This is a genomic window from Moorella sp. E308F (genome assembly GCF_006538365.1).
In the GTDB taxonomy this organism is placed as follows: Bacteria; Bacillota; DSM-521; order Neomoorellales; family Neomoorellaceae; genus Neomoorella.
Map to the genome: position 1 here is coordinate 48,472 of NZ_BJKN01000001.1, position 21,805 is coordinate 70,276.

Here is a 21,805-nt window from a genome sequence, read left to right on the forward strand (position 1 = left end):
GGTTTCTCCTCCTTTTTAATTTATGCCGGGTAATATGCTTCCCTGGCTGCAGCTACCAGTTCGTAATCCACCCTGGTACTTGCGGCCAGGCGCTCGGCCAGGAATTGTTTAGCTACTGCCGGAAAAATGGCGTAAGAGAGGACGTCTTCTTCCTTCTCCATGTAGGGCGCTATTTCCTTGCGGGCCGCTGACAGCTGGGGTTCCAGCAGGTCGGCGGGGCGGCAGGTAATAGGTTCTTCATCACCAATGATTTTACGGCGGACCTCTTCATTGACCGGTACCGGTGGCTGGCCATAGAGACCCCGCATGTAATCCTTCACTTCCCGGGTGACCATCTTGTAGCGTTCCCCGGCCAGGACATTCAATACTGCCTGGGCACCAACCATCTGGCTGGAAGGGGTAACCAGGGGCGGGTAGCCGAGATCGGCCCTTACCCGCGGTACTTCGGCCAGCACTTCCGGCAGGCGTTCCAGGGCATTCTGCCGGGCCAGCTGGGATATAAAATTGGAAAGCATTCCGCCCGGGATCTGGTAGCGCAATACGTTGGCGTCAACAGTACCGTCGCTTACGTCAAATTCCCGGTACTTCTTGCGAACCTGGCGAAAATATGCGGCTATTTCGACCAGCTTATCCAGTTCGAGGCCGGTATCCCATGGAGTTCCGGCCAGGGCGGCCACCATGGTCTCGGTAGCCGGCTGGGAAGTACCCAGGGCCAGGGGAGACATGGCCGTATCCAGGACATCGACGCCGGCTTCGACGGCTTTGAGATAAGTCATGGCCGCCATGCCGCTGGTATAGTGGCAGTGAAGCTGGAGGGGCAGGTCTACTTCGGCCTTAATTTTCTGCACCAGCCGGTAGGCATCCGCCGGGGTGAGGAGGCCGGCCATATCTTTCAGGCACAAGGAATCGGCGCCCAGGTCGGCCAGCTTGCGGGCCAGGCGTAAATAATACTCATCGTCATAAACGGGTCCCAGGGTATAGCAGATAGTAGCCTGGACATGGCCGCCTTCTTCCTTGGCTACCTTCATAGCCAGGGCCATATTGCGGACATCATTCAGGGCATCGAAGATGCGTAAGATATCGATGCCGTTTTTTATACTCATTTTTACAAATTCGGTAACAACGTCGTCGGCATAATGGCGATAACCCAGGAGGTTCTGCCCACGGAGAAGCATCTGCAACCTGGTACGGGGCATGGCCTGGCGTAAGGCCCGCAGTCGTTCCCACGGGTCTTCATTTAAAAAACGCATACAAGCATCAAAAGTGGCACCACCCCATACCTCCAGGGAATGAAACCCGATAGCATCCATCTGGGCCGCTATGGGGAGCATATCCTCTGTTTTGAGTCGGGTGGCCAGTAACGACTGGTGGCCATCCCGCAGGGTTGTATCTGTTATACCCACCCTCCGGGGCATAAGCTTCCTCCTCTCGCGAAATTAGCTTCTTACATTATAACACCCGCGTCTGGCCGCGGTAGACCAGGCCCCGGACAACATCAACAGTTACAATCATACCGTCGGCCAGCTTTTGGGTTGCACCTTTAGCTCCCACCACGACAGGGATTCCCAGGCTGAATCCATTGACGGCTGCGTGGGAAGTCAAGCCTGCGGCCTCGGTGATAATGGCTGCTGCCCTTTCCATAGCCGGCAGGAAATCGGGTCCGGTTTCTGCCGTAACCAAGATATCGCCCTTTTGGACCCTCGCTATGGCCTCGGCCGCCGTCTTCACCAGGCGCACCGGGCCGCTGGTCACCTCCCTGCCGATCCCCCGGCCCCGCACTAGCACCTCGCCCACGATATGTACTTTGAGCAGGTTGGTCGTGCCGGGCACCCCGGCAGGTACACCGGCGGTAATGACGACCAGGTCGCCCTGTTTGACCCGGCCCGAAAGTATAGCTGCTGCTACGGCCGCGTTGACCATTTCATCGGTACCGCTGGTGGGCTCGACAAGCAGGGGTTCGACGCCCCAGACCAGGCAGAGCTGGTTCAGCACCCTTTCATCTGGGCTGGTAGCCAGGATGGGGGCCTGGGGGCGGTATTTGGCCACCCGCCGGGCCGTAGACCCGGAAGCTGTTGGGGTAATGATGGCTGCTGCGCCCAGCTCATAGGCGATGGTACAGCTGGCATGGCTGATGGCATCGGTTGCCGTCCGTTCGGCGGCCAGTCCCTTTTTCAGCAAAAGGTCACGGTAGGGCAATTCCTTTTCCGCCCGGCGGGCAATGCGCGCCATGGTGGCCACCGCCTCTACCGGATAACGGCCCATGGCCGTTTCCCCGGAAAGCATGATGGCATCGGTGCCGTCGAAAATGGCGTTGGCTACATCGCTGGCCTCGGCCCTGGTCGGCCGCGGGTTATGGATCATGGACTCCAGCATCTGGGTGGCCGTTATTACCGGCTTGCCGGCCCGGTTACAGGCCTCAATAATCTTTTTCTGGACCAGGGGTACTTCTTCTACCGGGATTTCTACTCCCAGATCACCCCGGGCCACCATGATCCCGTCGGCCACCTGGAGTATTTCCTCCAGGTTGTTTACACCGGCCCGGTTTTCGATCTTGGCGATAAGCGCCACCCTGGCGCCGCGTTTCTCCAGCTCTTTGCGCGCCGCCATGACGTCGGCAGCCGTACGGACAAAGGAAAGGGCGATAAAATCTATCCCCTGCTCCAGGCCAAACTCCAGGTCTTTAATGTCCTGTTCCGTTAGGGCCGGCAGGCTTATCTCGGCTCCGGGAACGTTAACACCTTTATGGCTGGAAATAACATCTCCATGGCGAACCCGGCAGCGAATTTCGGTGCCGGTGGTATCCAGTACTTCCAGCTCAATTAAGCCATCATCTAATAATATTGTCTGGCCGGGCCGGACGTCCCCGGGCAGGCCGGCAAAGCTTACCGGCAGGCGGCGGGCATCGCCGATAATGGGTTCCGTGGTGAGTATAACTTCGTCCCCATCCTTGAGGGTTACCTCGCCTTTGATTTCTCCCAGGCGGATTTCCGGGCCTTTATTGTCCAGCAGCAGGGCCACCCTGACACCAAGTTCCGCCGCTGCCTGGCGGACGGCAGCCATCCGCGCGCCGTGCTCGGCATGGCTGCCGTGGGAAAAATTGAAACGGGCTACATTCATGCCCGCCCGGATCATTTCTTTGATAATATCAACCCGGGAACTCGCCGGGCCCAAGGTGCATACAATTTTGGTGTGGCGCATGGTTGCCTCCTTAACTTCCTTACAAAGCCAGCACTTCGGCCAGGCGGTATAAATCAGGATTGATGGTCTTTTTTTCCTGGATGACTGTTTCCAGATCCCGGTTTACCAGTTCATTGGCCGCGATACCAACCATACGGCTGCTGGCACCGGAAGCTAGCAGTTCTACCGCATAGGCACCCAGGCGGCTAGCCAGCAGGCAGTCAAAGGCCGTTGGCGCTCCTCCCCGCTGGATATGGCCGAGTATTGTTACCCGGCTTTCCAATTTGGTGCGCTTGCCGATTTCCTGACTAACTTCAAGGGCACTACCCACACCCTCAGCTACCACAATAATGCTGTGGAGCTTGCCCCGGTGGCGGCCCCGCTCAATGCGTTCGACCACCTGGTCATAATCGACGGGATATTCCGGTATCAGGATGGACTCGGCGCCCCCGGCAATGCCGGCTGCCAGGGCAATCTGGCCTGAATGGCGCCCCATAACTTCAATGATAAAAATTCGTTCGTGGGATGTTGCCGTATCCCGGATGCGGTTGATGGCTTCCACGGCCGTATTGACCGCCGTATCGAAGCCAATGGTATGATCGGTACCTGCTATGTCGTTGTCGATGGTACCGGGAATACCAACTACCGGTACTCCTTTTTTTGCCAGGTGGACAGCGCCACGGAATGAACCATCGCCACCGATGACCACCAGGCCTTCAATACCTTCCCGCCTGAGGTTGTCCAGGGCTATGGCCCGACCTGCTTCCGTGCGAAATTCCTCTGACCGGGCCGTTAATAAAATAGTACCGCCCCGGTGGATAATGTCAGCCACCGAACCGGTATTGAGGCGGCGAAAGTCACCCTGGATTAATCCTGCGTAACCCCGGGCAATGCCGATTACCTCCATGTCCAGGGCGGCAGCCTGGCGGACTACCGCCCTGATGGCCGCATTCATTCCCGGGGCATCACCACCGCTGGTCAGTACTCCTATGGTCCGCAACAAGTTCCCTCCTAAAAACTAAATGGTTTTCGCGGGGGTATATATCCCCGTCACTTTTTATCGTACCAGGGCTGTATTTAATATTTCATTGGCTTCTTCAGCTTCCGATTCGGGGACCAGGAGCTCATACCCCGCCAGGTCTTCCATCTGGCAGGAGCCAATGGGCCGCAAGTTTACCATGATACCCTCCCCGGTCAATATCTCTTTCAGGCGCAAGGCCTGTTTCCGGTTGGACGCAATGTAGATCACAGTCCACATACCGCTCACTCCCCCGCTTCTAAACTCCCGTATTTGGTGAGCACCAGCGCCCGGCCGCGGATTTTCATAGCAGAGGTATGCTCGGTAAACTGGGCAATCATGATTTCTCCTTTATCTAGTTTTTCGGAGTGATGAAACTTAGTATCCTTGCCCCGCGTCAAGCCAATGATGGTTACCCCGTTCTCCAGGGCTTTAATGGCAATAAAATCGGCAGCGGTCACATTGTCCCTAACCTCCATTTATAGCCTCCACCTCCTTTTACAAAAATCCGTAGCGTTGTAATAAAGCACGTTCTACTTCCGGCGGTACCAGGCCGCGGATGCACCCTCCCAGGGAGGCTGCCTGGCGAATAATGCTTGAACTAATGAAGGAGTATTCGGTAGCTGTCATTAAAAATATAGTCTCCAGGTCGCCGGCCAGTTTTTTATTCATGATGGACATCTGGAACTCATATTCAAAGTCGGAAACAGCCCTTAGACCCCTGACGATGGCCACAGCCCCTTCCTGGTGGGCAAAATCAACCAGCAGCCCGGAGAAGGCTTTGACCGTAACCGCAGGCCAATCTCTGGTAACAGCCTTTATTAATTTTACCCTTTCCTCAAGGGAAAACAGGGTTTCTTTATAATTATCAGCAGCAACGCCTACAATCACCCGGTCAAAGATCCCGATGGCCCGCCGGATGATATCCAGGTGCCCGTTGGTGATAGGATCAAAGGTACCTGGATATACAGCCACCCTCAATGGCTCTCACCCCCTTTTCTCCTTAATTTTAGCTAATTCCACTCCTCCATTGATATTCCTGCTAAGGAGACTTTAAATTATCTATTTTTCCGGTACTAATTTAACTTTATCTTGCCCACCTAACAGGCGGGCCAAACTTGCCAGCAGGGCCGGAACCGGTTCAACCCATAGCCGGCGGTGGAGAATAAGGGTCCGCCCCTCGCTGCTCAAGTGCAGGTACACCGGGCAGTCACCTGGAAAAGCCGTCAAAATATCCTGCAGTGCTGCCCCCTGCTCTTTTCCCGTCAACTTCAGATACAGGCGCCGACCAGACCTGCGCTCCCCCGCCTTCCCGGTGCCGGTATGGGCAGGCGGCGCTGCCACTGCCTCCTGGCCGTATGCCCGCTCCCGGCTCACTGCTCCGGTCGACGACGTCTCGACCGGAAGACCGCCGGCCGGTGTTCCTGCCTCGCCGGGGCCTACCCTTACCGGTTTAACCTGGTCGGCCAGGACCTGGACCCCTTCCTCCTGTTTATCAGTATGGCCATAAACAATAACCGCTCGGTCGGGGGCGAGCCAGGCGCGGCCCTGGCTGTAGACACGGGGGAAAAGGACGACTTCCCCCTGGCCGCTGAAGTCCTCCAGGGTGAGGATGGCCATGGGCTCACCCTTGCGGGTGACCAGGCGGCGCAAACCGCTTACCAGACCGCCAAGGACAACCTGGCTGCCGTCGGGTATTTCGGCGAGATCAGCCAGGGTATGGGAAACGAACTGCTGCAAGGCTGCTGCATAGGGTTCCAGGGGGTGACCGCTTAAGTAGAAGCCCAGGAGTTCCTTTTCCATATCCAGGATATCGGCCCGGGAAAAATCGGCCAGATCCGGCAGGGGGGGTTCGTTAACTTCTTCCGGTACCATATCCAGTAAAGATATCTGGCCGCTGCGGCGTTCCTCCTGGCGCTGGGCCGCCAGCTCAAAACAGGAATCCAGGATAGCCAGCAGCTGCCGCCGGTTGGGGTGCAGGGAGTTGAAGGCGCCGCAACGGATGAGGCTCTCCACCACCCTTTTGTTGGCAAGCCTTGAGTCCACCCGGCGACAGAAGTCCAGGAGGGAAGTAAAGGGACCCCCGGCCTCCCGGGCGGCAATGATGGCCTCCACGGCGGCACGGCCGACATTTTTGACAGCTGCCAGGCCGAAGCGGATGTGCCCGCCGGCGATGGTGAAATCCACACCAGATTCGTTGACATCAGGTGGCAGGACCTTGATCCCCAAACGTTGACATTCGGCAAGATAAGGCCCCATTTTGTCCAGGTGTTCGGCCACACTGGACAGCAGGGCGCCCATCAGTTCCGCCGGGTAATGGGCCTTGAGATAGGCCGTTTGGTAAGCAACCAGGGCATAGGCCGCCGAGTGGCTGGCATTAAAACCGTACCCGGCAAAGTATTCCATGAGTTCAAAGATTTTGAGGGCAATCTCCTCAGGAAGGCCTTTTTTGACAGCCCCCGCCAGGAAATGCTCACGCTGGGCCGCCAGGACTTCCGGCTTCTTTTTGCCCATGGCCCGGCGCAATATATCAGCCTGGCCCAGGGTAAAGCCGGCCAGCTCGCTGGCAATGCGCATGACCTGCTCCTGGTAAAGGATGACACCGTAGGTATCCTTCAGGATAGGTTCCAGGGCCGGGTGGAGGTAAGTAATGGGCTTTAGGCCGTGCTTGCGCTCTATAAAATCCTCTACCATGCCGCTACCCAGAGGGCCGGGCCGGTACAGGGCCACAAGGGCGATAATATCCTCAAAGCGTTCCGGTTTTAATTCCTTTAAAATGGCCCGCATGCCGCTGCTTTCCAGCTGGAAGATGCCGCTGGTTTCTCCACTTGCCAGGAGCCGGTAGGTAGCCTCATCATCAAGGGGCAGGTTTTCCAGATCCAGGTCGCGGCCATAGTTCATACGGATAGCCCGGCAGGCCCGGTCGATGACCGTCAGGGTGCGGAGACCCAGGATATCCATTTTTAAAAGACCCAGTTCTTCTACTACTTGCATAGGAAACTGGGTCGTCACGGCCTCGCCGTTTTTTTGCAAGGGCAGGTAGTGGGTTAGAGGTTCCTGGGTAATAACAATCCCGGCCGCATGGGTAGAGGCATGGCGGGGCATACCCTCCAGGGCCCGGGCCGTATCCAGGAGTTCCCGTACGGCCGTACTGCTTTCATAGCTTTCCTTCAATTCTGGCGTTGTTGCCAGGGCCCGGTCCAGGGTAATGCCCAGCTCCAGGGGGACCAACCTGGCAATCCGGTCGACTTCACTCAAGGGCATCCCCAGGACCCGGCCAACATCCCTGACAGCACCCCGGGCGGCCATGGTGCCAAAGGTAATAATCTGGGCCACGTGCTCCCTGCCGTATTTTTCCTGAACATACTGGATAACCTCGTCCCGGCGCTCAAAGCAAAAGTCAATATCTATATCGGGCATACTAACCCGCTCCGGGTTGAGAAAGCGCTCAAAGAGGAGGTTATAGCGCAGGGGGTCTACGGCGGTTATCCCCAGGCAGTAGGCCACCAGGCTGCCGGCAGCCGAGCCCCTTCCCGGCCCTACCGGGATACCCCGCCGGCGGGCAAAATTGACTATATCCCAGACAATCAGGAAATAGCCCGGGTAACCCATTTGTTCAATAATGGCCAGCTCATAGTCCAGGCGCTGCCGCGCCGTACCGTCATCCCGGGGGTAACGCCTGTTAAAACCCTCATAGCAGAGGCGGCGCAGGTAACTGGCTGTATCCTCTCCCGCCGGTACCCGGTAGGCCGGCAGGTGCAGCTGGCCAAAGGTGAAGTCGAAGTTACAACGTTCGGCAATGGCCAGGGTATTGGTCAAAGCAGATGGTACTTCGGTAAAAAGGGCCGCCATTTCTCCAGGGCTTTTTAAATAAAACTGGGTGTTGGGAAAGCGGAGGCGGTTGGGATCGTTAAGGGTTTTACCAGTCTGGATACAGAGGAGGATATCATGGACGCGGGCCTGGTCCTGGAAGACGTAATGAACATCATTGGTGGCGACCAGGGGTAAATTTAATCTCCGCCCCAGTTCAATGAGACGGCGATTTATTTTGCGCTGTTCCGCCAGGCCCTGGTCCTGGAGTTCCAAGTAGAAATTCTCGCGGCCAAAGACCTCCTTTAGCCAGGCAGCAGCTTCATAAGCCTTATCTTCCTGGTCCTTTAAAAGCCACCCCGGTACCTCGCCGGCCAGGCAGGCACTTAAAGCAATGAGGCCCTGGCTATGGCGGCTCAAAAGTTCCCTGTCCACCCGGGGTTTATAATAAAAGCCCTCCAGGTAGGCGGCCGAAACAAGGGCCGCCAGATTCCGGTAACCGTTAGCATCGGCAGCCAGGAGGACCAGGTGGTACTGGTAGTCGTCCCGGTGGGGTTCCCGGTCATGGCGGGAACGGGGAGCCACATAAACCTCGCAGCCAATAATAGGTTTGATCCCTTCTTCCCTGGCTGCTTTGTAAAATTCCACGGCCCCGTACATAACACCATGGTCCGTCAGGGCCAGGGCGGGCATGCCCATCTCCCTAGCAGCCCTGACCAGATCCTTAATGCGGCCGGCCCCGTCCAGGAGGCTGTATTCACTGTGGACATGGAGGTGGACAAAGGAATTCATGGGGAGTAATTTCTACATCCAGGCCCAGATTCCTCTTACTTTTATCTGGCATAGGCCAGCCTCGACGCCCGTATAAATAAGAGCAAGACGCCTGGAATGCGCGAGCTTCTACCGAACGGCGAAGTTGCCGCTGGCTGAGCCGCAGAGCCGCAGGCCGCTCCGTAAAAGACGGAGAGCGAGCGTAAATAAAGCCAACAAAACCGGAGGTATAATCCCAGTGGATGGTTTTTTCCCCAGGTTGCTGCTCATCTTTTTTACCGCCATGGGAGTCGTCCTGGGAGCCGCAGTAGTCGGCTCCCTCGCGGCCGTCATCGTCGGGCAGCCACCTTTAAGGACCATGACCCGCCTGGCCCTGGAAATAAAGATCTGGGCCATTGCCGCCGCCATGGGCGGTACCTTCAGCGCTATCGAAATCCTGGGCCAGGGTCTCCTGGAAGGCCAGTTCCGCGTCCTGGCCAAACAACTATTATTTATCATTATGGCCTTTATCGGCGCCCAGGTTGGTTACTGGCTCATTCAAAACCTGGCCGGAGGTAAGTAATGCGCTACCTGGCCTTCTTTATCCTTGGTTTTCTCCTGGGCGCCAGCCTGACCAATCTCCTCCTGGCCCGCCAGCAGGAGCAACTCCACCTGGCCCGGGCGGAACTGGAACAGCGCCTGGCGGCAGCCAGTGAAGAACTGGCCCAATTAAAAGAAAACCTGGACCGGGAAAGCCGCCAGGTAATTGTGGCCATCGAACCGGTAATTACTTTTAGCGGCGACAGGCCTCCGGCAGTAGAAGGCCGGGCCGTTACCCAATCCCTTACCCGGGAAATCCAGGACATCCTGGCTCCCCTTAAGGGCCAGGAAGTGCGCCGTTTAAATCCGGCCCTTGTCCCCGCTATGATTGACGGCCGTACCGTCAAGGTAAACGGCCGCCAGTTTAAACTTAAAGTTACCCTGCTCTTGATCAGCGATAAGGTAATTGTCCACGTCCAGGCTCAGGGGCTGCCTTCTTCTTCGTCCTCAGCCGTATCCCTGATGGCCGGTTGTCCCGCCACCGTAGCCATATAGGCGGAGCCAATCTTCATCTTTGCCAGTAACCCGCCAATTTTACCGCTTTCCGCCGCGCTCAAGGCCCCCCAGCCCTCCTTTTCTATTTTGTCCAGCAGGCCCAGTTCGGCGGCCACTTCCAGTTTTAAAGCCTGAGCTTCCGGATCTTCCCTTTTTTTACTCATATGAATCACCTGCACTCTAAATCGTCTTCCCTACTGCTGCTCCCGCCCGTTCCTTCTCTCCCATCTATACGCTTCTTTAAGAAGTTTGCGGGCCGGGACCGGGGCCAGGCGCCTTACAGGCGCTCTCTGCAAAGTCAGCCCGATTTCTCTTAAGGTGGAATAGGCCAGCGCTCCCAGAAGCAAGAGCCCGGCGTAACCAACCAGGGGGAAAAGGGTGGCCACCAGGCGGGAAAAGCCGAATTGCGAGGCTACCAGGGCCACAATGCTGGCTCCGATTGCCAGCCAGCGAAAACCGTTTCCTCCCGGCCGCGCTATACGGGCGGTAAAGCCATAGAGGCTGCTGACGGCGGTAGTATAAATCTCTGCCAGCAAAACGGCGCTGTAAACGGTACGTAAAAGAGGGGTGAAACTGCCGGCTATATGCAGCATGGGTACTTCCAGGGCCGTTACTGCCGGGGCGGTAGTTATCAGCGCCAGGGTAATGGCCATGGCCCCCAGCCCCAGGCCCAGGCCGCCCAGGGTCGCTCCCGGCAGGAGATGCTCCGGCCGGCCCAGGGCTCCCAGGGGGGCCAGGACTGCTATGGATAGGATCAGGTTATAGGAAGCATACAACAGGGCCGCCAGGGGCCAGAAGGGCACAGCAGCTCTGGGAACCTGACTCCAGGAAAGGTTGGCCAGGAGAGCAGGTAGATTTTTAGTTACCGTTAGTATGCTTATTCCCAAGACAGAGGCTACTAAGACCGGTGCTACCAGGCTAATGGAACCGATTACCTTGTTGATGCCTGCCAGCACGGTGATTAAGGTGATAATCACCATCAAGCTGCTGCCCAATAAACCGGGCAGGTGAAATTCCTGGCTGAAAATGGCCCCGGCACCGGCCGCCATGACGGCCAGGGCACCAAAAAGGAAGAAAGTCGTAATAATATCTACCGCCCGGCCTATCCAGGGGCCGGCGGCCCGGTGCATCACCTCCAGGTGGGATGCGGCTGCCAGTTGATGTCCCAGGCGCAGGACGGTGTAGCCAAAAAAGATAAACAGGGCCGTAGCCAGGATAAGGCCGAATACCCCCCGCAGTCCGAAGTAGCCAAAAAACTGCAGCACCTCCTGGCCGGAGGCAAAACCGGCCCCTACAACGGTGCCGATATAGGTTGCGGCGATCTGCCAGGTCGAATATTGTTTAGCCATGGTAAGTTTATTATGCCTTAACCGGGCCGCGAATAAACTGGTAAAAGCAGAACTCCCCCATAATATGGCCATCCTTTCGCAAATACGGTATGGTTATTAAGGGGATAGACCGGGGGCTAAAAAGCTGTTATAGTTTTTATGGGTGATGCCTCTTGCTCGATACCCAGCTGCTCGTTTTCAAAGCTGTAGCCGAACAAAAGAGTTTTTCCCGGGCCGCCCGGGTATTGCACCTGACCCAGCCGGCCATCAGCCTGCACATCCAGTCCCTGGAAGAATATTTTGGCACCCGCCTCCTGAATCGCAACAACCGCCAGGTTACCCTCACCGAGGCAGGCCGGGTCCTCTATAATTACGCCCTGGAACTGAGCAAACTATATGACGAAGCCCAAAAAGCCCTGGCCGAGGTCAGCGGGAAAGTGAAAGGACACCTGGTTGTGGGAGCTACCCTTACCATCGGCGAGTACTTTTTACCCCGTTTTACCGGGCAATTTAAACAGCAATACCCCGAGGTAGAAATAACCTTACAAATTGCCAATACCCAGGAAATCATCCGCCGGGTTTTAGCTGGTGATCTGGATTTAAGCGTCATTGAAGGCCAGGTTGAGCACCCCAACTTAATCCAGGAAGATCTCTTCCAGGACGAACTGGTGCTCATCGTTCCCCCGGGACACCCCTGGGGTAGCCGCGGGGAAGTCCGGCCAGGAGAATTGAAGGAGGAACCCCTTATCCTGCGGGAAGAGGGGTCCGGAACCAGGCAGGTAGCCGAAGCAGGTTTAAGGCAAGCAGGATTAGAACCCTCCAGCCTTAAAGTAATAATGGAATTGGGCAGTACCCAGGCCATTAAAGAAGCTGTGGAAGCCGGGCTGGGGGTAGCCATTATCTCCCGGCTGGCAATAAGAAAAGAGAGCAGGCATAACCTGCTCCGGGAAGTAAGAATACAGGGGGCTGATTTCCGGCGTACCTTCCATCTCGCCTATAACCGTCATAAATTTCGCAGCGCCGCAACCGAAGCCTTCCTTGAGCTTTTGCGCTCCAGCCGTCCTTTTTAACTTATCAAGCTGGCAATAACCAGCAAAAGAGTTAAACTAAGTACAACTGAACCCACCAGGCCGGTTACCAGGCCCCTGGTGCCAACCCTTTTAATCATCTCCAGGCTGACGTTGAGGCCCAAGCCGGCCATGGCCATGGTAAGGAGAAAAACCCCGCCCTGGATCAGGGTCGCTGTCAGGGAAACCGGCAGAATGGCCATGGTATTGAGGCCACTTAAGGCCAGGAAACCGAAAATAAACCATGGTACCTGCAGCTGGCGCCAGTTCCAACCGGCGCCTGTTTTATCCCGGGGGGCAAAAATTATACCCAGCAATAGAACTACCGGCACCAGGAGGGCCACTCGTCCCAGCTTTACCAGGATAGCGATATCTGTACTGGCGTTGCCGCCGACCTGGGCTGCCGCAATGACGTGGGCCAGTTCATGGAGGCTGCTGCCGGAAAATAAACCGTACTGATAAGATGTTAAATTAATTGCTGGATAGAGAAGAGTGTAAATTATTGTAAACAGTGTACCAAGCAAGGCGATAATAGCCACCGCCACGGCAGTTTCATCGTCCCGGGACCTGACTACCGGGGCAATGGCGGCAATGGCTGCCGCCCCACAAATGCCGGTACCGGCGGCTATGAGGGTGGCTAATTTTTTATTAAGCCCCACCTTCTGCCCCAAAAAAGTAATAACGACCATAGCCAGGAAAATGGCAAGGACATCAAGAAAAATCACCTGCGGGCCGGCAGCAACAATTTTAGGTATATCCAGGCGCAGTCCCATAAGGATGATACCGTAACGGAGAATTTTTTTGCCGGCGTAATTTATACCCACCTCGGCCGTTTCCGGGACGGCCATGAAGGAACGCCAGGCAATACCTAACAGAATAGCCAGTACCATGCTGCCCATGATGTTTAATACGGGCAGGGCGGCCAGTTGCCTGGCTACCAGGGCCAGAGTTATAGTCAGGCTCAGCCCCTGGATAAGCCCCAGGCCCTGATTGCCGCCTGTGGCTATAAGGCTTTTGGTAGACATGCTCTTCCTCCCCTTTTGGTCAATTTTAAATCCAGGATAGCATGGGGGAGGGTATGGTGTAAAATACATAAAACTTATCACGGTCATTAGCCAGCTTTAACATTAACCTTTTACCCTGGTATTTTTTTGATTAATAGGTTGACAGGAATGGGTACAATATATATAATAAAACCGTAAACATTAACAGTAACCATTACTATTATTGAAGGAGGAAATTAGCAATGGCAGAACTGGTCAATGATGTCAAACTGGGTGTAACCAAGGGCACGGTAGTCGAGGATGCCGTCGAGGCCAATTTCAAAGGGGAAACCATGGAGGTTGGCCTGTATCTGGCCATGGCCCGCCAGGCCATGCGGGAAGGCTATCCCGAGGTGGCCCTGGTCCTGGAAAAAATCGCCTGGGAAGAAGCCGAGCACGCCGCCCACTTTGCCGAACTGAATGGCAAAATTAGCGCCAGCACCAAGGAAAACCTGGAAAAGATGCTGGCCGGCGAGCTGGGAGCCAACAAAGGCAAGCGCGAAGCCGCTGTCAAGGCCAAGGAAAACAACATCGACCATGCCCACGACTTCTTTGACGAGTCCTCCCGGGACGAAGGCCGCCACGCCCTGGCCCTGGAAGGCCTGCTTAATCGCTACTTCAAGTAAATAGGGCTGCATTACTGAAAAGGGCGTACACACTTAAAGCCGGGGAATATTCCCCGGCTTTTTGCCTGGATTTGCCGTCCGGTGCTATCAGGAAGATCCGGCGGGAGGAAAACGTATGCTAGCAATAAGATAGAGGATTGCTGGTATAATCAGCAAGTAAGCAAAGCCCAGGGGTTGGAGGAAGAAAAAAAAGCTTTTCACTTCCAGGTTGTTCCCTGGATGCCGGGCCAGAAAATAGACCAGAGGCAACTGGTAAAAAGCCAGCAGGCGATAGTCTTTTAAATCGAACATGCGCCCGGCCAGGTAAGCGCTGGCCCAGAGAAGAGCTGCGACCGTAGGAAACGCCAGAATAATCCACAGGGAGATAAAAACCAGGCTGGTGCGTTCAATAAAGGTGCCGGCAAACTCGGCCAGCTGGGTGACACTTAACCCCGGAATTAAAGCATACTTAAGGAGCTCAATTCCTAAAACTCCCTGGCAGGTGGTCAGGACAGTGATTACGACGACCATTACCACCAGGTAACCCCGGCTGGCAGCCTGCCAGGCTTCCCGGGGTTGCTGCAAGAATGGCACCAGGATTAGAAACAAGCTCATTTCTTCGGCATTGCTAATGCGCCAGAAGGCCAGGCGCAGGACCGGCCAGGGTCCTCTGGGTAATATTGGTAAGAAATTGTCAAAGCGAAGATGGGGCAGGACCAGTAAAAAAAGGATCATAATCAACGGTAAAGTGACTATGATGATAATAATGCAGGCGCGCGCCAGGGGTTCCAGGCCCCGGCTGGCTAGGTAGGCTGCCGCAATAAGTAAAGATAAAATGATAACTTCGGCCGGCGTACGCGCCAGCAGGGAATTTTTGATTACATCAGTAGTAACCCGCGTAACGTGGGCCGTCAAAGCAAGCCAGTAAAAAAGTAAACCTAAACTCAGGGGCCAGGCCACCCAGCGGCCGGCAATTTGCCGGCTGAAGCCGAAAAAATCCTGCCGGGGAAACTTCATGGCCAGGCGGGTAAGAATGTATATTGCTCCCAGGCTGAAAAAAGTCTCCAGGGGTGAAACCAGCCACATGTCCACCCCCACCTGATCGGCTATGTCCCTGGCGCCGATTAAGGTCCCAACTTCGATCATTGCGGCTACAGTTAAAAAGAAGGCCTCGCTGGTACCAATTCTTTCTTGCGATAGCATTTAGCTCACCATTCCTGTACCCCTGATGCTTACCTTTACCTGTACAGTAACCGGTAGACTGGGGTATATTTGCCGCCACTGCCCTTTCATAGCTTCCCACTGGTGCGGCCTAACTTTTTCCACCTTGCGACCAAAGCCCAGTACATCAGCCTGGTACTGTTGCTGTAACTTGCCCAGTACCTCCCTGATACGCTCCTCCATTAGTCTGGCCGCCCTGTTTTCCACTTGCTGCAGGTCGCCAGCTGCAAACAACCTGGGATTGCCCATTTTTTCAGCTATTTTACCTTCAACCTTTATTTTTATAGTAAAACTTAATTTATCTTCTTCTATTACAGGCTTTACTTGCGCCTGGAGCTTATTAAATTCTACACTTAATGTTTGCTGTAACTCCGGTACCGGTACTACTAGAATGTCGCAACCTTTAGTTTCCCCGGTGATCCAGAGGGCGGCCTGGGTTTCTTGGGGAGTGAGCCACCCCACCAGCCGTCCTTCGCGAATTACACCGGCACCGCTGACTTCTAATTTTTGCCCTGGAACCATCTTTACCCTTGAAAGTAAGATATCTTGGCCGGCGTTCAGGGCGGCCAGCACTTCAGCTAAAGAATGCTTGACAAAACGGGAAGTCTTAATAACTTGCTGCATCTGTTCATGTAAAAACATGCTGACACTGCGGGCAAATTCGGGACGGGCTTCCATTATACCCCCGGCAGGCCCCTCGGCCAGCAGGACATTAATAGCTAGATAGCTTTCCCGATTGCGGGCCCACCAATCTAATACCGACTTTAAATCACCCCGGCGGGCCAGTTCTTCGCCTATGAGCAGTATTTTTTGGTGGCCAAAGAAAAGGGTCCGTTCCGAACGGGTAGCCGCCTTATTTATGGCCTCGGCAAAGGTAGTTCCAGTCAAAGCCAGACGCCAGGTCGGCATGGTATTCTCATCTTGCCCTTCGCCACCGCCACCACCGCCCCCACCCCTGGTAACCATGCGGCGCAGGATCGGCATTTCCAGGGTAATTTTCCAAAGTTCCGTCACCGCCAAATCACCACCGGCAGCAGCCAGGTCAACTGCCGCCCCCAGCACCAGGGCCCGGCGTTCCAGGTCTTTGTTATCCCAGCAGCCGGCGGTAAATATTATTAATGATAGAAGGAAAACAGCCCGGTACAGGTTCCTCCGGTTCATCGCTTTTTATTACCTCTACCTATGCGCCTGGCTTCCAAAGGCTTGTGATAAACCGGGCGGAGGCGCTCCCTGAAAAGGGCGGCCCGGTAAATACTATCTTTAAGATCCGCTGCTGTCCAGGGTGCCCAGGGTTTAAGATAAGGCACACCGAAGCTTTTTAAAGAAACCATATGGGTAAGGATTAGCATTAACCCTAAAATAACACCATAAAGGCCAAAAATTGCCGCCATGATCATTAAAAAGAAACGCAAGATCCGTAAGGAGATAGCGGCGTCATAACTGGGAACGACAAACCCGGCTATAGCTGTCAGCGCCACAACAATTACCATGGCCGAGCTGACAATACCCGCCTGGACCGCCGCCTGGCCCAAAATAAGCGCCCCAACAACACCCAGGGTTTCCCCCAGAGGACCTGGCAGGCGGATACCCGCTTCCCGCAACAGTTCCAGGACGCTTTCCATGATAAAGGCCTCGATAATAGTTGGAAAAGGTAGACCTTCACGACCGGCGCCGATGGAAATGGCCAGGGAGGTAGGGATCATTTCCGGCGTAAAGGATACCATGGCAATGTAGAAGGACGGTAGCAGCAGGGCCAGGAAAGAGCCGACAAAACGCAAGGTGCGAATCAGGACGGCAATAAACCAGCGGTGGTAATGATCTTCCGGGCTATGCATTAAGGAGTTGAAAGTCGCAGGTACAATCAGGGCAAAAGGTGTATTATCGGTTAGAATAACTACCCGCCCTTCCAGAAGGGCGGCGGCAGCTTCATCGGGCCTTTCGGTGTTCTGGATCTGGGCAAAGGGGGAATACCATTTATCCTCGATAAACTGCTCGATATAGGCGCTTTCAAGGATACCATCGATATCGATTACGTTGAGGCGCTGCTCCACTTCAGTGATCAACCCGGGGTTAGCTATACCCTCAATGTACATTAAACCAACTGTCGTCTGGCTGCGCCGGCCTAAAAAATAAGTCTTTAATTTAAGCTGGGGGTCCCGCAGGCGGCGCCGCAAGAGGGCCGTATTGGTCCGCAGGCAATCAGAAAAACCCTCCCGGGAACCCCTGATCAAGGCTTCGGTAGGCGGCTCTTCCACCCCCCGGTATTCCCACCCACAAACCTCAATAGCCAGGGCCCGTTTGATACCATCCAGGAAAAATAAAGCAAAGCCGCTCAGGATACAGCGTGCCGCTTCCCGGAATTCAAGGATTTCCCGCACATTGGCTACAGTTAAAAGGGAGTCCCTGACCTGGCGGTAGAGTTCATAAGGTGCCCCCGTCAATACTGGCATCGCCTGGGGCCCTTCCAGGAGGATTGACTTCATAATCTGATCATTGACTAGATCATTATTTACCAGCCCGTCGACATAAACAAGAGCCGCCTGATGCCCCATAACCCCGCCAATTCGCATCCGCCTGAAGACAACATCCTGGCAGTCGGCAAAAATGGCTTGTAAAGTTTCTAGATTAACCGCCAAACTATATTGCAACGGCAGTGCTGCCGCTTGCCCTTCATCGACCAGGGGAACGGCCTTATTCCTATGTCCCAGGTAACGCCAGGATTTATTAGCCACCAGGATTTCTCCTCCTTTAAATGCTATTTTTATCTTGCCTGGAAAAATAGTAAAATATAACCTGGAAAGCTCAGCGATACCTGTTTTAGAAAGTTAAAGAAAAGTTATAGCAAACTACCGAGAAGTCATATGGATATTTTCCAGCGTAAAGAAAAAAGCTGCATTGACTTCACCCGATTTTTGGGTTATAATAAATTTTGCTGTCGGGATGTAGCTCAGCTTGGCTTAGAGCGCACGGTTCGGGACCGTGAGGTCGCTGGTTCGAATCCAGTCATCCCGACCATTGTTTTCGAAAGATAAAAGGCCTATCTCATCAAGAGATGGGCCTTTTTATTTTTAGGTCATCACTATTTGAGGCGGCCGACATAGGATATATTGAAACCAATCAAGGAGGGGAAGTTACATGGGCGGCCTCACCCTGGATAGACGTTTTGCTTTCATCCTTTTCCTCATCCTCATCCTGCTGTTCTTCGGTGACAATTAAACAATTAAATTTTAGTCCGGGGCCGGGGCAACCCGGCCCTTTTGTTACACCAGGCCGGGGAAAGCAAGCTGGCGCAGGGCTTCGTAGAGGACCAGGGCGACGGTATTGGCTAGATTAAGGGAGCGAAGCCCCGGGCGCATGGGGATACGCAATACCCTCTCCCCCGCCGGCTCCAGGATGGAGGCCGGCAGGCCCCGGGTTTCGGGGCCAAAAACGAGAAAGTCCCCCGGACGATAATTGACATCCGTATAATAGCGATGGCCCCTGGTCGACAGGTAGTAACAGGTGGCCTGGGGGTAGGTTTCCAGGAAAGACTGCCAGCTGTTGTGTTCATGGATAGTTACTTCATCCCAGTAATCCAGACCGGCGCGTTTCAAGTGCTTCTCATCCAGGCGAAAACCCAGAGGATGGATTAAGTGCAAAACCGTCCCCGTAGCCGCGCAGGTACGGGCAATATTGCCGGTATTCTGGGGGATTTCCGGCTGGTAGAGGACAACGTGCAGCGGCAAGGTAACCCAATCTCCTTTGTAAATGTCTTTCATGCTTCACGGGCGGTATCCAGCCCGAGTGGAGAGATTTTCTTAAACTATAGTAACTCCGTATGATAATCCACCAGCTCAATATCCCCTTGCGCCTCCAAAAAGTCCAGGATCGCGGCCATGACCTGGTCGGCATGGCTGCCGGCGGTGCTGACGCAGGCAATGCCCACCTCGGCTTCCTGGTGGCTGTCGTGACGCCCTACTTCGGCGGCGGCGACGTTAAAGCGGTTGTGCAAACGTGTGAGTAAACTCTTTAATACCCGCCGTTTATCCTTTAAACTCCTTGCCCCGGCAATACGCAAGGTTGCCTGGCTTACCCCAATTACCATCAGGGTTCATCCCCTTCCCCGGGTTCACATTCCGGCCTGCTTCTGTTATATTATAATGGATTATAGCCTTTGGGAAAGGAGGAAATACCGTGGGCCAGAATTTAGCCCAGAAAATAATCAGCCAGCACCTGGTGGCCGGCAGGATGGTGCCGGGGGAGGAAGTCGCCATCCGCATCGACCAGACCCTGACCCAGGATGCCACCGGCACCATGGCCTACCTGCAGCTGGAAGCCATGGGCATCCCCCGGGTGCGGACCAAACTTTCTGTCAGCTATGTCGACCATAATACCCTCCAGACCGGCTTTGAAAACGCCGATGACCACCTTTTCCTGCAGAGCATAGCCGCTAAATACGGCATTATCTTTTCCCGCCCCGGTAACGGCATCTGCCATCAGGTTCACCTGGAGCGCTTTGCCGTCCCGGGGACAACCCTCCTGGGCTCCGACAGCCATACCCCTACCGCCGGCGGGGTGGGCGCCCTGGCTATAGGTGCCGGTGGCCTCGATGTCGCCGTGGCCATGGCCGGGGGACCTTTTTATTTTAACATGCCGGCCGTGATCCGTGTCAATTTACACGGCCGTTTGTCCCCCTGGGTCAGCGCCAAGGATATTATCCTGGAGGTTTTGCGTCGCCTGACGGTCAAAGGCGGGGTAGGTAAAATCATCGAATACGGCGGGGATGGTGTCGCCACCCTTTCCGTACCGGAACGCGCCACCATTACCAATATGGGCGCCGAACTGGGCGCCACCACCTCCATCTTTCCCAGCGACGAGGTTACCCGGTCCTTCCTGGCCGCCCAGGGACGGCCTGATGACTGGGTGGAATTGCTGCCGGATGCCGATGCTACTTACGAGCAGGTCATTGACATCGACCTGGGAAGCCTGGAACCCCTGGTGGCCAGGCCCCACATGCCGGATAACGTGGCCACCGTCCGGGAAGTTGGCCCCATTAAAGTCAACCAGGTGGCCATAGGCAGCTGCACCAATTCTTCTTATACCGATCTCATGCGCGTGGCGGCCATCCTTAAAGGCAAGCGCGTCCACCCGGATGTCAGCCTGGTCATTGCCCCCGGTTCCCGCCAGGTCTTGCGTATGCTGGCGCAGAACGGCGCCCTGGCCGACCTGGTCACGGCGGGTGCCCGGATCCTTGAGTGCGCCTGCGGCCCCTGTATTGGTATGGGACAGGCCCCTCCTTCGGGCGGCGTTTCGGTGCGTACCTTCAACCGCAACTTCCAGGGTCGCAGCGGTACCGCTGACGCATTAGTCTACCTGGCCAGCCCGGAGGTTGCTGCCGCGACGGCTATCAACGGCTACTTAAGCGATCCCCGGGAACTGGGTGACCCCATCAATATAACTTTACCGGCGAGCTTCCCCGTCGACGACGGCATGTTTATCTTCCCGCCGGAGGATGGTGCGCAGGTGGAGATCCGGCGCGGGCCCAACATCAAACCGCTGCCCTTACCCCAGCCGCCGGACCCGATGATCGAAGCGCCGGTAATCTTAAAGACGGGCGATAATATTACCACTGACCATATTTCACCGGCCGGGGCCAAATACCTGCCCCTGCGTTCCAATATTCCCGCTCTGGCCGAGCACGCTTTCGAAGGGGTGGACCCCACCTTTGCCCGGCGGGCCAGGGAAGCCGGGCGGGGAATTATTCTCGGCGGGCAAAACTACGGCCAGGGTTCCAGCCGCGAGCATGCCGCCCTCTGCCCCATGTACCTGGGCATCAAGGCCGTCATCGCCAAATCCTTTGCCCGGATCCACCGCAGTAACCTGGTGAATTTCGGCATCCTGCCCCTAACCTTTGCCGACCCGGCCGATTATGACCGCATTGAAGCGGGTGATAGGCTGATCATTGATTTGCACGCCGGCCTGGAGCAGGATGAAATCGCCGTTACCAACGTTACCAGGGGCTTTACCTTTAAAGTACGCCACGGCCTTTCCCCCCGCCAGCAGGCAATCATTTTAGCCGGCGGGCTATTAAATTACACCAGGCAACAGGCAGCGAAGTAAATACCCCGGTGACATTTAACGGTTAATGGGGCTAGACCTGGTAGTATTTTACCGGTCTAGCCTTATTCTTTGTATGAAACTGCGCCTCTATTGCCTGCTTCATCTCCTGGAAAATGATAGCGTAAAATTTAACATAAAAAGAGAGACCTAATATTAAAGGTCCCTCTTTCTTTCAGGCCGGCAATTTATTCCCTAAAAGCTTTACCCGTGGATCAGTACCGGCAGGCAGCGGGTGCAAACCCATGTGCTTTCGCCGTGGTGGCGGGCAAAGAGAAGGACGGCCCGGGTTTCATCGGCACCGCAACGCAGGCAACGGGGAGCCGTACCCTCTGCCCTTTTGGCAGCCAGATTCTCTTCGGCCGCAATGGGATCAAAGGCCGGCGCCTCCCGCTCCTCAATAGTCAGGGCCCCGGTGGGACATACGTTCAGGCAAACGCCGGCACCATCACACAGTTCCTCCCGCAGAACCCTGGCCTTACCGTCAATAATCTCAATGGCTCCCTCGGCGCAGGGCGATACGCACAGGCCGCAGCCGGTGCATTTCTCTTCGTCTATAGGACAATCTTGCGTTTCATAAGATCACCTTCTTGGA

20 protein-coding genes, 1 tRNA gene and 1 pseudogene are annotated in these 21,805 nt (G+C 55.4%); 6 read left to right on the forward strand and 16 right to left on the reverse strand.

All coding sequences use genetic code 11. The features are described from left to right. Nucleotides 1-20 precede the first annotated feature (20 nt). The 7 genes from E308F_RS00275 to E308F_RS00305 form a co-directional block, all read right to left on the reverse strand. Nucleotides 21-1,415 carry an oxaloacetate decarboxylase subunit alpha gene (locus E308F_RS00275; protein WP_141262703.1) on the reverse strand — a complete coding sequence of 465 codons (1,395 nt, stop codon included), beginning with the start codon at nucleotides 1,413-1,415 and terminating at the stop codon, nucleotides 21-23. A gap of 34 nt (nucleotides 1,416-1,449) precedes the next feature. After that, complete coding sequence (pyk, locus tag E308F_RS00280) at nucleotides 1,450-3,198, reverse strand: pyruvate kinase (protein WP_141262704.1); 1,749 nt, start codon at nucleotides 3,196-3,198, stop codon at nucleotides 1,450-1,452. Nucleotides 3,199-3,217: 19 nt separating this feature from the next. Next, nucleotides 3,218-4,177, reverse strand: a complete 960-nt coding sequence (gene pfkA / locus E308F_RS00285; protein ID WP_141262705.1) for a 6-phosphofructokinase — start codon at nucleotides 4,175-4,177, stop codon at nucleotides 3,218-3,220. 57 nt (nucleotides 4,178-4,234) lie between these two features. Next, entirely contained in the window at nucleotides 4,235-4,435 is a 201-nt protein-coding gene (locus E308F_RS00290) for a glutamate decarboxylase (protein WP_141262706.1), read from the reverse strand. 5 nt (nucleotides 4,436-4,440) lie between these two features. Next, nucleotides 4,441-4,674: a trp RNA-binding attenuation protein MtrB gene (mtrB, locus tag E308F_RS00295; RefSeq protein WP_141262707.1), complete on the reverse strand. Its 234-nt coding sequence runs from the start codon at nucleotides 4,672-4,674 to the stop codon at nucleotides 4,441-4,443. A gap of 19 nt (nucleotides 4,675-4,693) precedes the next feature. Next, nucleotides 4,694-5,176 (reverse strand): pantetheine-phosphate adenylyltransferase, encoded by a 483-nt coding sequence (gene coaD / locus E308F_RS00300; protein WP_141262708.1) that lies wholly within the window; start codon nucleotides 5,174-5,176, stop codon nucleotides 4,694-4,696. 81 nt (nucleotides 5,177-5,257) lie between these two features. Next, nucleotides 5,258-8,797: a DNA polymerase III subunit alpha gene (locus tag E308F_RS00305; RefSeq protein ID WP_141262709.1), complete on the reverse strand. Its 3,540-nt coding sequence runs from the start codon at nucleotides 8,795-8,797 to the stop codon at nucleotides 5,258-5,260. A 217-nt stretch (nucleotides 8,798-9,014) separates the two neighbouring features. Here E308F_RS00305 and E308F_RS00310 point away from each other — a divergent pair, with 217 nt between their 5' ends. Together E308F_RS00310 and E308F_RS00315 are read left to right on the forward strand one after the other, a co-directional pair. Then, nucleotides 9,015-9,338, forward strand: coding sequence for a YtrH family sporulation protein (locus tag E308F_RS00310; RefSeq protein WP_141262710.1), 324 nt, complete (start codon nucleotides 9,015-9,017; stop codon nucleotides 9,336-9,338). Beyond that, nucleotides 9,338-9,850, forward strand: coding sequence for a hypothetical protein (locus E308F_RS00315; protein WP_141262711.1), 513 nt, complete (start codon nucleotides 9,338-9,340; stop codon nucleotides 9,848-9,850). Before E308F_RS00310 ends, E308F_RS00315 begins: the two co-directional genes overlap by 1 nt. Here E308F_RS00315 and E308F_RS00320 read toward each other — a convergent pair. Together E308F_RS00320 and E308F_RS00325 are read right to left on the reverse strand one after the other, a co-directional pair. Beyond that, nucleotides 9,778-10,014 carry a small, acid-soluble spore protein, alpha/beta type gene (locus E308F_RS00320; RefSeq protein ID WP_141262712.1) on the reverse strand — a complete coding sequence of 79 codons (237 nt, stop codon included), beginning with the start codon at nucleotides 10,012-10,014 and terminating at the stop codon, nucleotides 9,778-9,780. The two genes, E308F_RS00315 and E308F_RS00320, sit on opposite strands and share 73 nt — an antisense overlap. A 30-nt stretch (nucleotides 10,015-10,044) precedes the next feature. Continuing rightward, a complete protein-coding gene (locus E308F_RS00325) occupies nucleotides 10,045-11,199 on the reverse strand; it encodes a YkvI family membrane protein (protein ID WP_141262713.1) in 1,155 nt (384 codons plus the stop codon). A gap of 152 nt (nucleotides 11,200-11,351) precedes the next feature. On the opposite strand from E308F_RS00325, the gene E308F_RS00330 reads away from it, so the two are divergent. Next, a complete protein-coding gene (locus E308F_RS00330; protein WP_141262714.1) occupies nucleotides 11,352-12,248 on the forward strand; it encodes a selenium metabolism-associated LysR family transcriptional regulator in 897 nt (298 codons plus the stop codon). Here E308F_RS00330 and E308F_RS00335 read toward each other — a convergent pair. Continuing rightward, nucleotides 12,245-13,270 (reverse strand): YeiH family protein, encoded by a 1,026-nt coding sequence (locus E308F_RS00335; protein WP_141262715.1) that lies wholly within the window; start codon nucleotides 13,268-13,270, stop codon nucleotides 12,245-12,247. The two genes, E308F_RS00330 and E308F_RS00335, sit on opposite strands and share 4 nt — an antisense overlap. A 221-nt stretch (nucleotides 13,271-13,491) precedes the next feature. On the opposite strand from E308F_RS00335, the gene E308F_RS00340 reads away from it, so the two are divergent. Beyond that, complete coding sequence (locus tag E308F_RS00340; protein ID WP_141262716.1) at nucleotides 13,492-13,914, forward strand: ferritin-like domain-containing protein; 423 nt, start codon at nucleotides 13,492-13,494, stop codon at nucleotides 13,912-13,914. Nucleotides 13,915-14,001: 87 nt separating this feature from the next. Here E308F_RS00340 and E308F_RS00345 read toward each other — a convergent pair whose 3' ends face one another. The 3 genes from E308F_RS00345 to E308F_RS00355 are packed head-to-tail and all read right to left on the reverse strand — an operon-like array spanning nucleotide 14,002 to nucleotide 17,846. Next, nucleotides 14,002-15,096, reverse strand: coding sequence for a GerAB/ArcD/ProY family transporter (locus tag E308F_RS00345; RefSeq protein ID WP_141262717.1), 1,095 nt, complete (start codon nucleotides 15,094-15,096; stop codon nucleotides 14,002-14,004). Continuing rightward, entirely contained in the window at nucleotides 15,097-16,275 is a 1,179-nt protein-coding gene (locus E308F_RS00350) for a Ger(x)C family spore germination protein (protein ID WP_141262718.1), read from the reverse strand. Further along, complete coding sequence (locus tag E308F_RS00355; protein WP_253260365.1) at nucleotides 16,272-17,846, reverse strand: spore germination protein; 1,575 nt, start codon at nucleotides 17,844-17,846, stop codon at nucleotides 16,272-16,274. The genes E308F_RS00350 and E308F_RS00355 overlap by 4 nt, the downstream gene beginning before the upstream one ends. A 204-nt stretch (nucleotides 17,847-18,050) precedes the next feature. On the opposite strand from E308F_RS00355, the gene E308F_RS00360 reads away from it, so the two are divergent. After that, nucleotides 18,051-18,129 (forward strand) — tRNA-Pro (locus E308F_RS00360). A gap of 245 nt (nucleotides 18,130-18,374) precedes the next feature. On the opposite strand, the gene trmL is transcribed toward E308F_RS00360, so the two are convergent. Together trmL and E308F_RS00370 are read right to left on the reverse strand one after the other, a co-directional pair. Then, complete coding sequence (gene trmL, locus E308F_RS00365; protein ID WP_172613787.1) at nucleotides 18,375-18,872, reverse strand: tRNA (uridine(34)/cytosine(34)/5-carboxymethylaminomethyluridine(34)-2'-O)-methyltransferase TrmL; 498 nt, start codon at nucleotides 18,870-18,872, stop codon at nucleotides 18,375-18,377. Between the two features lie 44 nt (nucleotides 18,873-18,916). Then, complete coding sequence (locus tag E308F_RS00370) at nucleotides 18,917-19,198, reverse strand: DUF503 domain-containing protein (protein WP_141262721.1); 282 nt, start codon at nucleotides 19,196-19,198, stop codon at nucleotides 18,917-18,919. Nucleotides 19,199-19,287: 89 nt separating this feature from the next. Between E308F_RS00370 and E308F_RS00375 the strand changes: the two genes are divergently transcribed. Further along, nucleotides 19,288-21,213 (forward strand): aconitate hydratase, encoded by a 1,926-nt coding sequence (locus E308F_RS00375; protein ID WP_141262722.1) that lies wholly within the window; start codon nucleotides 19,288-19,290, stop codon nucleotides 21,211-21,213. A 201-nt stretch (nucleotides 21,214-21,414) separates the two neighbouring features. Here the strand turns inward: E308F_RS00375 and E308F_RS16775 are convergent. Further along, nucleotides 21,415-21,788 (reverse strand): annotated as a pseudogene (locus E308F_RS16775) (ATP-binding protein). Nucleotides 21,789-21,805: the final 17 nt, after the last annotated feature.

What these genes read in the sequence shown, in the direction of transcription:
- E308F_RS00275 (WP_141262703.1), bottom strand. Translation starts at nt 1,415, where the DNA reads ATGCCCCGGAGGGTGGGTATAACAGATACAACCCTGCGGGATGGCCAC.
- pyk (WP_141262704.1), bottom strand. Translation starts at nt 3,198, where the DNA reads ATGCGCCACACCAAAATTGTATGCACCTTGGGCCCGGCGAGTTCCCGG.
- E308F_RS00290 (WP_141262706.1), bottom strand. Translation starts at nt 4,435, where the DNA reads ATGTGGACTGTGATCTACATTGCGTCCAACCGGAAACAGGCCTTGCGC.
- mtrB (WP_141262707.1), bottom strand. Translation starts at nt 4,674, where the DNA reads ATGGAGGTTAGGGACAATGTGACCGCTGCCGATTTTATTGCCATTAAA.
- E308F_RS00305 (WP_141262709.1), bottom strand. Translation starts at nt 8,797, where the DNA reads ATGAATTCCTTTGTCCACCTCCATGTCCACAGTGAATACAGCCTCCTG.
- E308F_RS00315 (WP_141262711.1), top strand. Translation starts at nt 9,338, where the DNA reads ATGCGCTACCTGGCCTTCTTTATCCTTGGTTTTCTCCTGGGCGCCAGC.
- E308F_RS00320 (WP_141262712.1), bottom strand. Translation starts at nt 10,014, where the DNA reads ATGAGTAAAAAAAGGGAAGATCCGGAAGCTCAGGCTTTAAAACTGGAA.
- E308F_RS00325 (WP_141262713.1), bottom strand. Translation starts at nt 11,199, where the DNA reads ATGGCTAAACAATATTCGACCTGGCAGATCGCCGCAACCTATATCGGC.
- E308F_RS00335 (WP_141262715.1), bottom strand. Translation starts at nt 13,270, where the DNA reads ATGTCTACCAAAAGCCTTATAGCCACAGGCGGCAATCAGGGCCTGGGG.
- E308F_RS00340 (WP_141262716.1), top strand. Translation starts at nt 13,492, where the DNA reads ATGGCAGAACTGGTCAATGATGTCAAACTGGGTGTAACCAAGGGCACG.
- E308F_RS00345 (WP_141262717.1), bottom strand. Translation starts at nt 15,096, where the DNA reads ATGCTATCGCAAGAAAGAATTGGTACCAGCGAGGCCTTCTTTTTAACT.
- E308F_RS00350 (WP_141262718.1), bottom strand. Translation starts at nt 16,275, where the DNA reads ATGAACCGGAGGAACCTGTACCGGGCTGTTTTCCTTCTATCATTAATA.
- trmL (WP_172613787.1), bottom strand. Translation starts at nt 18,872, where the DNA reads ATGAAAGACATTTACAAAGGAGATTGGGTTACCTTGCCGCTGCACGTT.
- E308F_RS00370 (WP_141262721.1), bottom strand. Translation starts at nt 19,198, where the DNA reads ATGGTAATTGGGGTAAGCCAGGCAACCTTGCGTATTGCCGGGGCAAGG.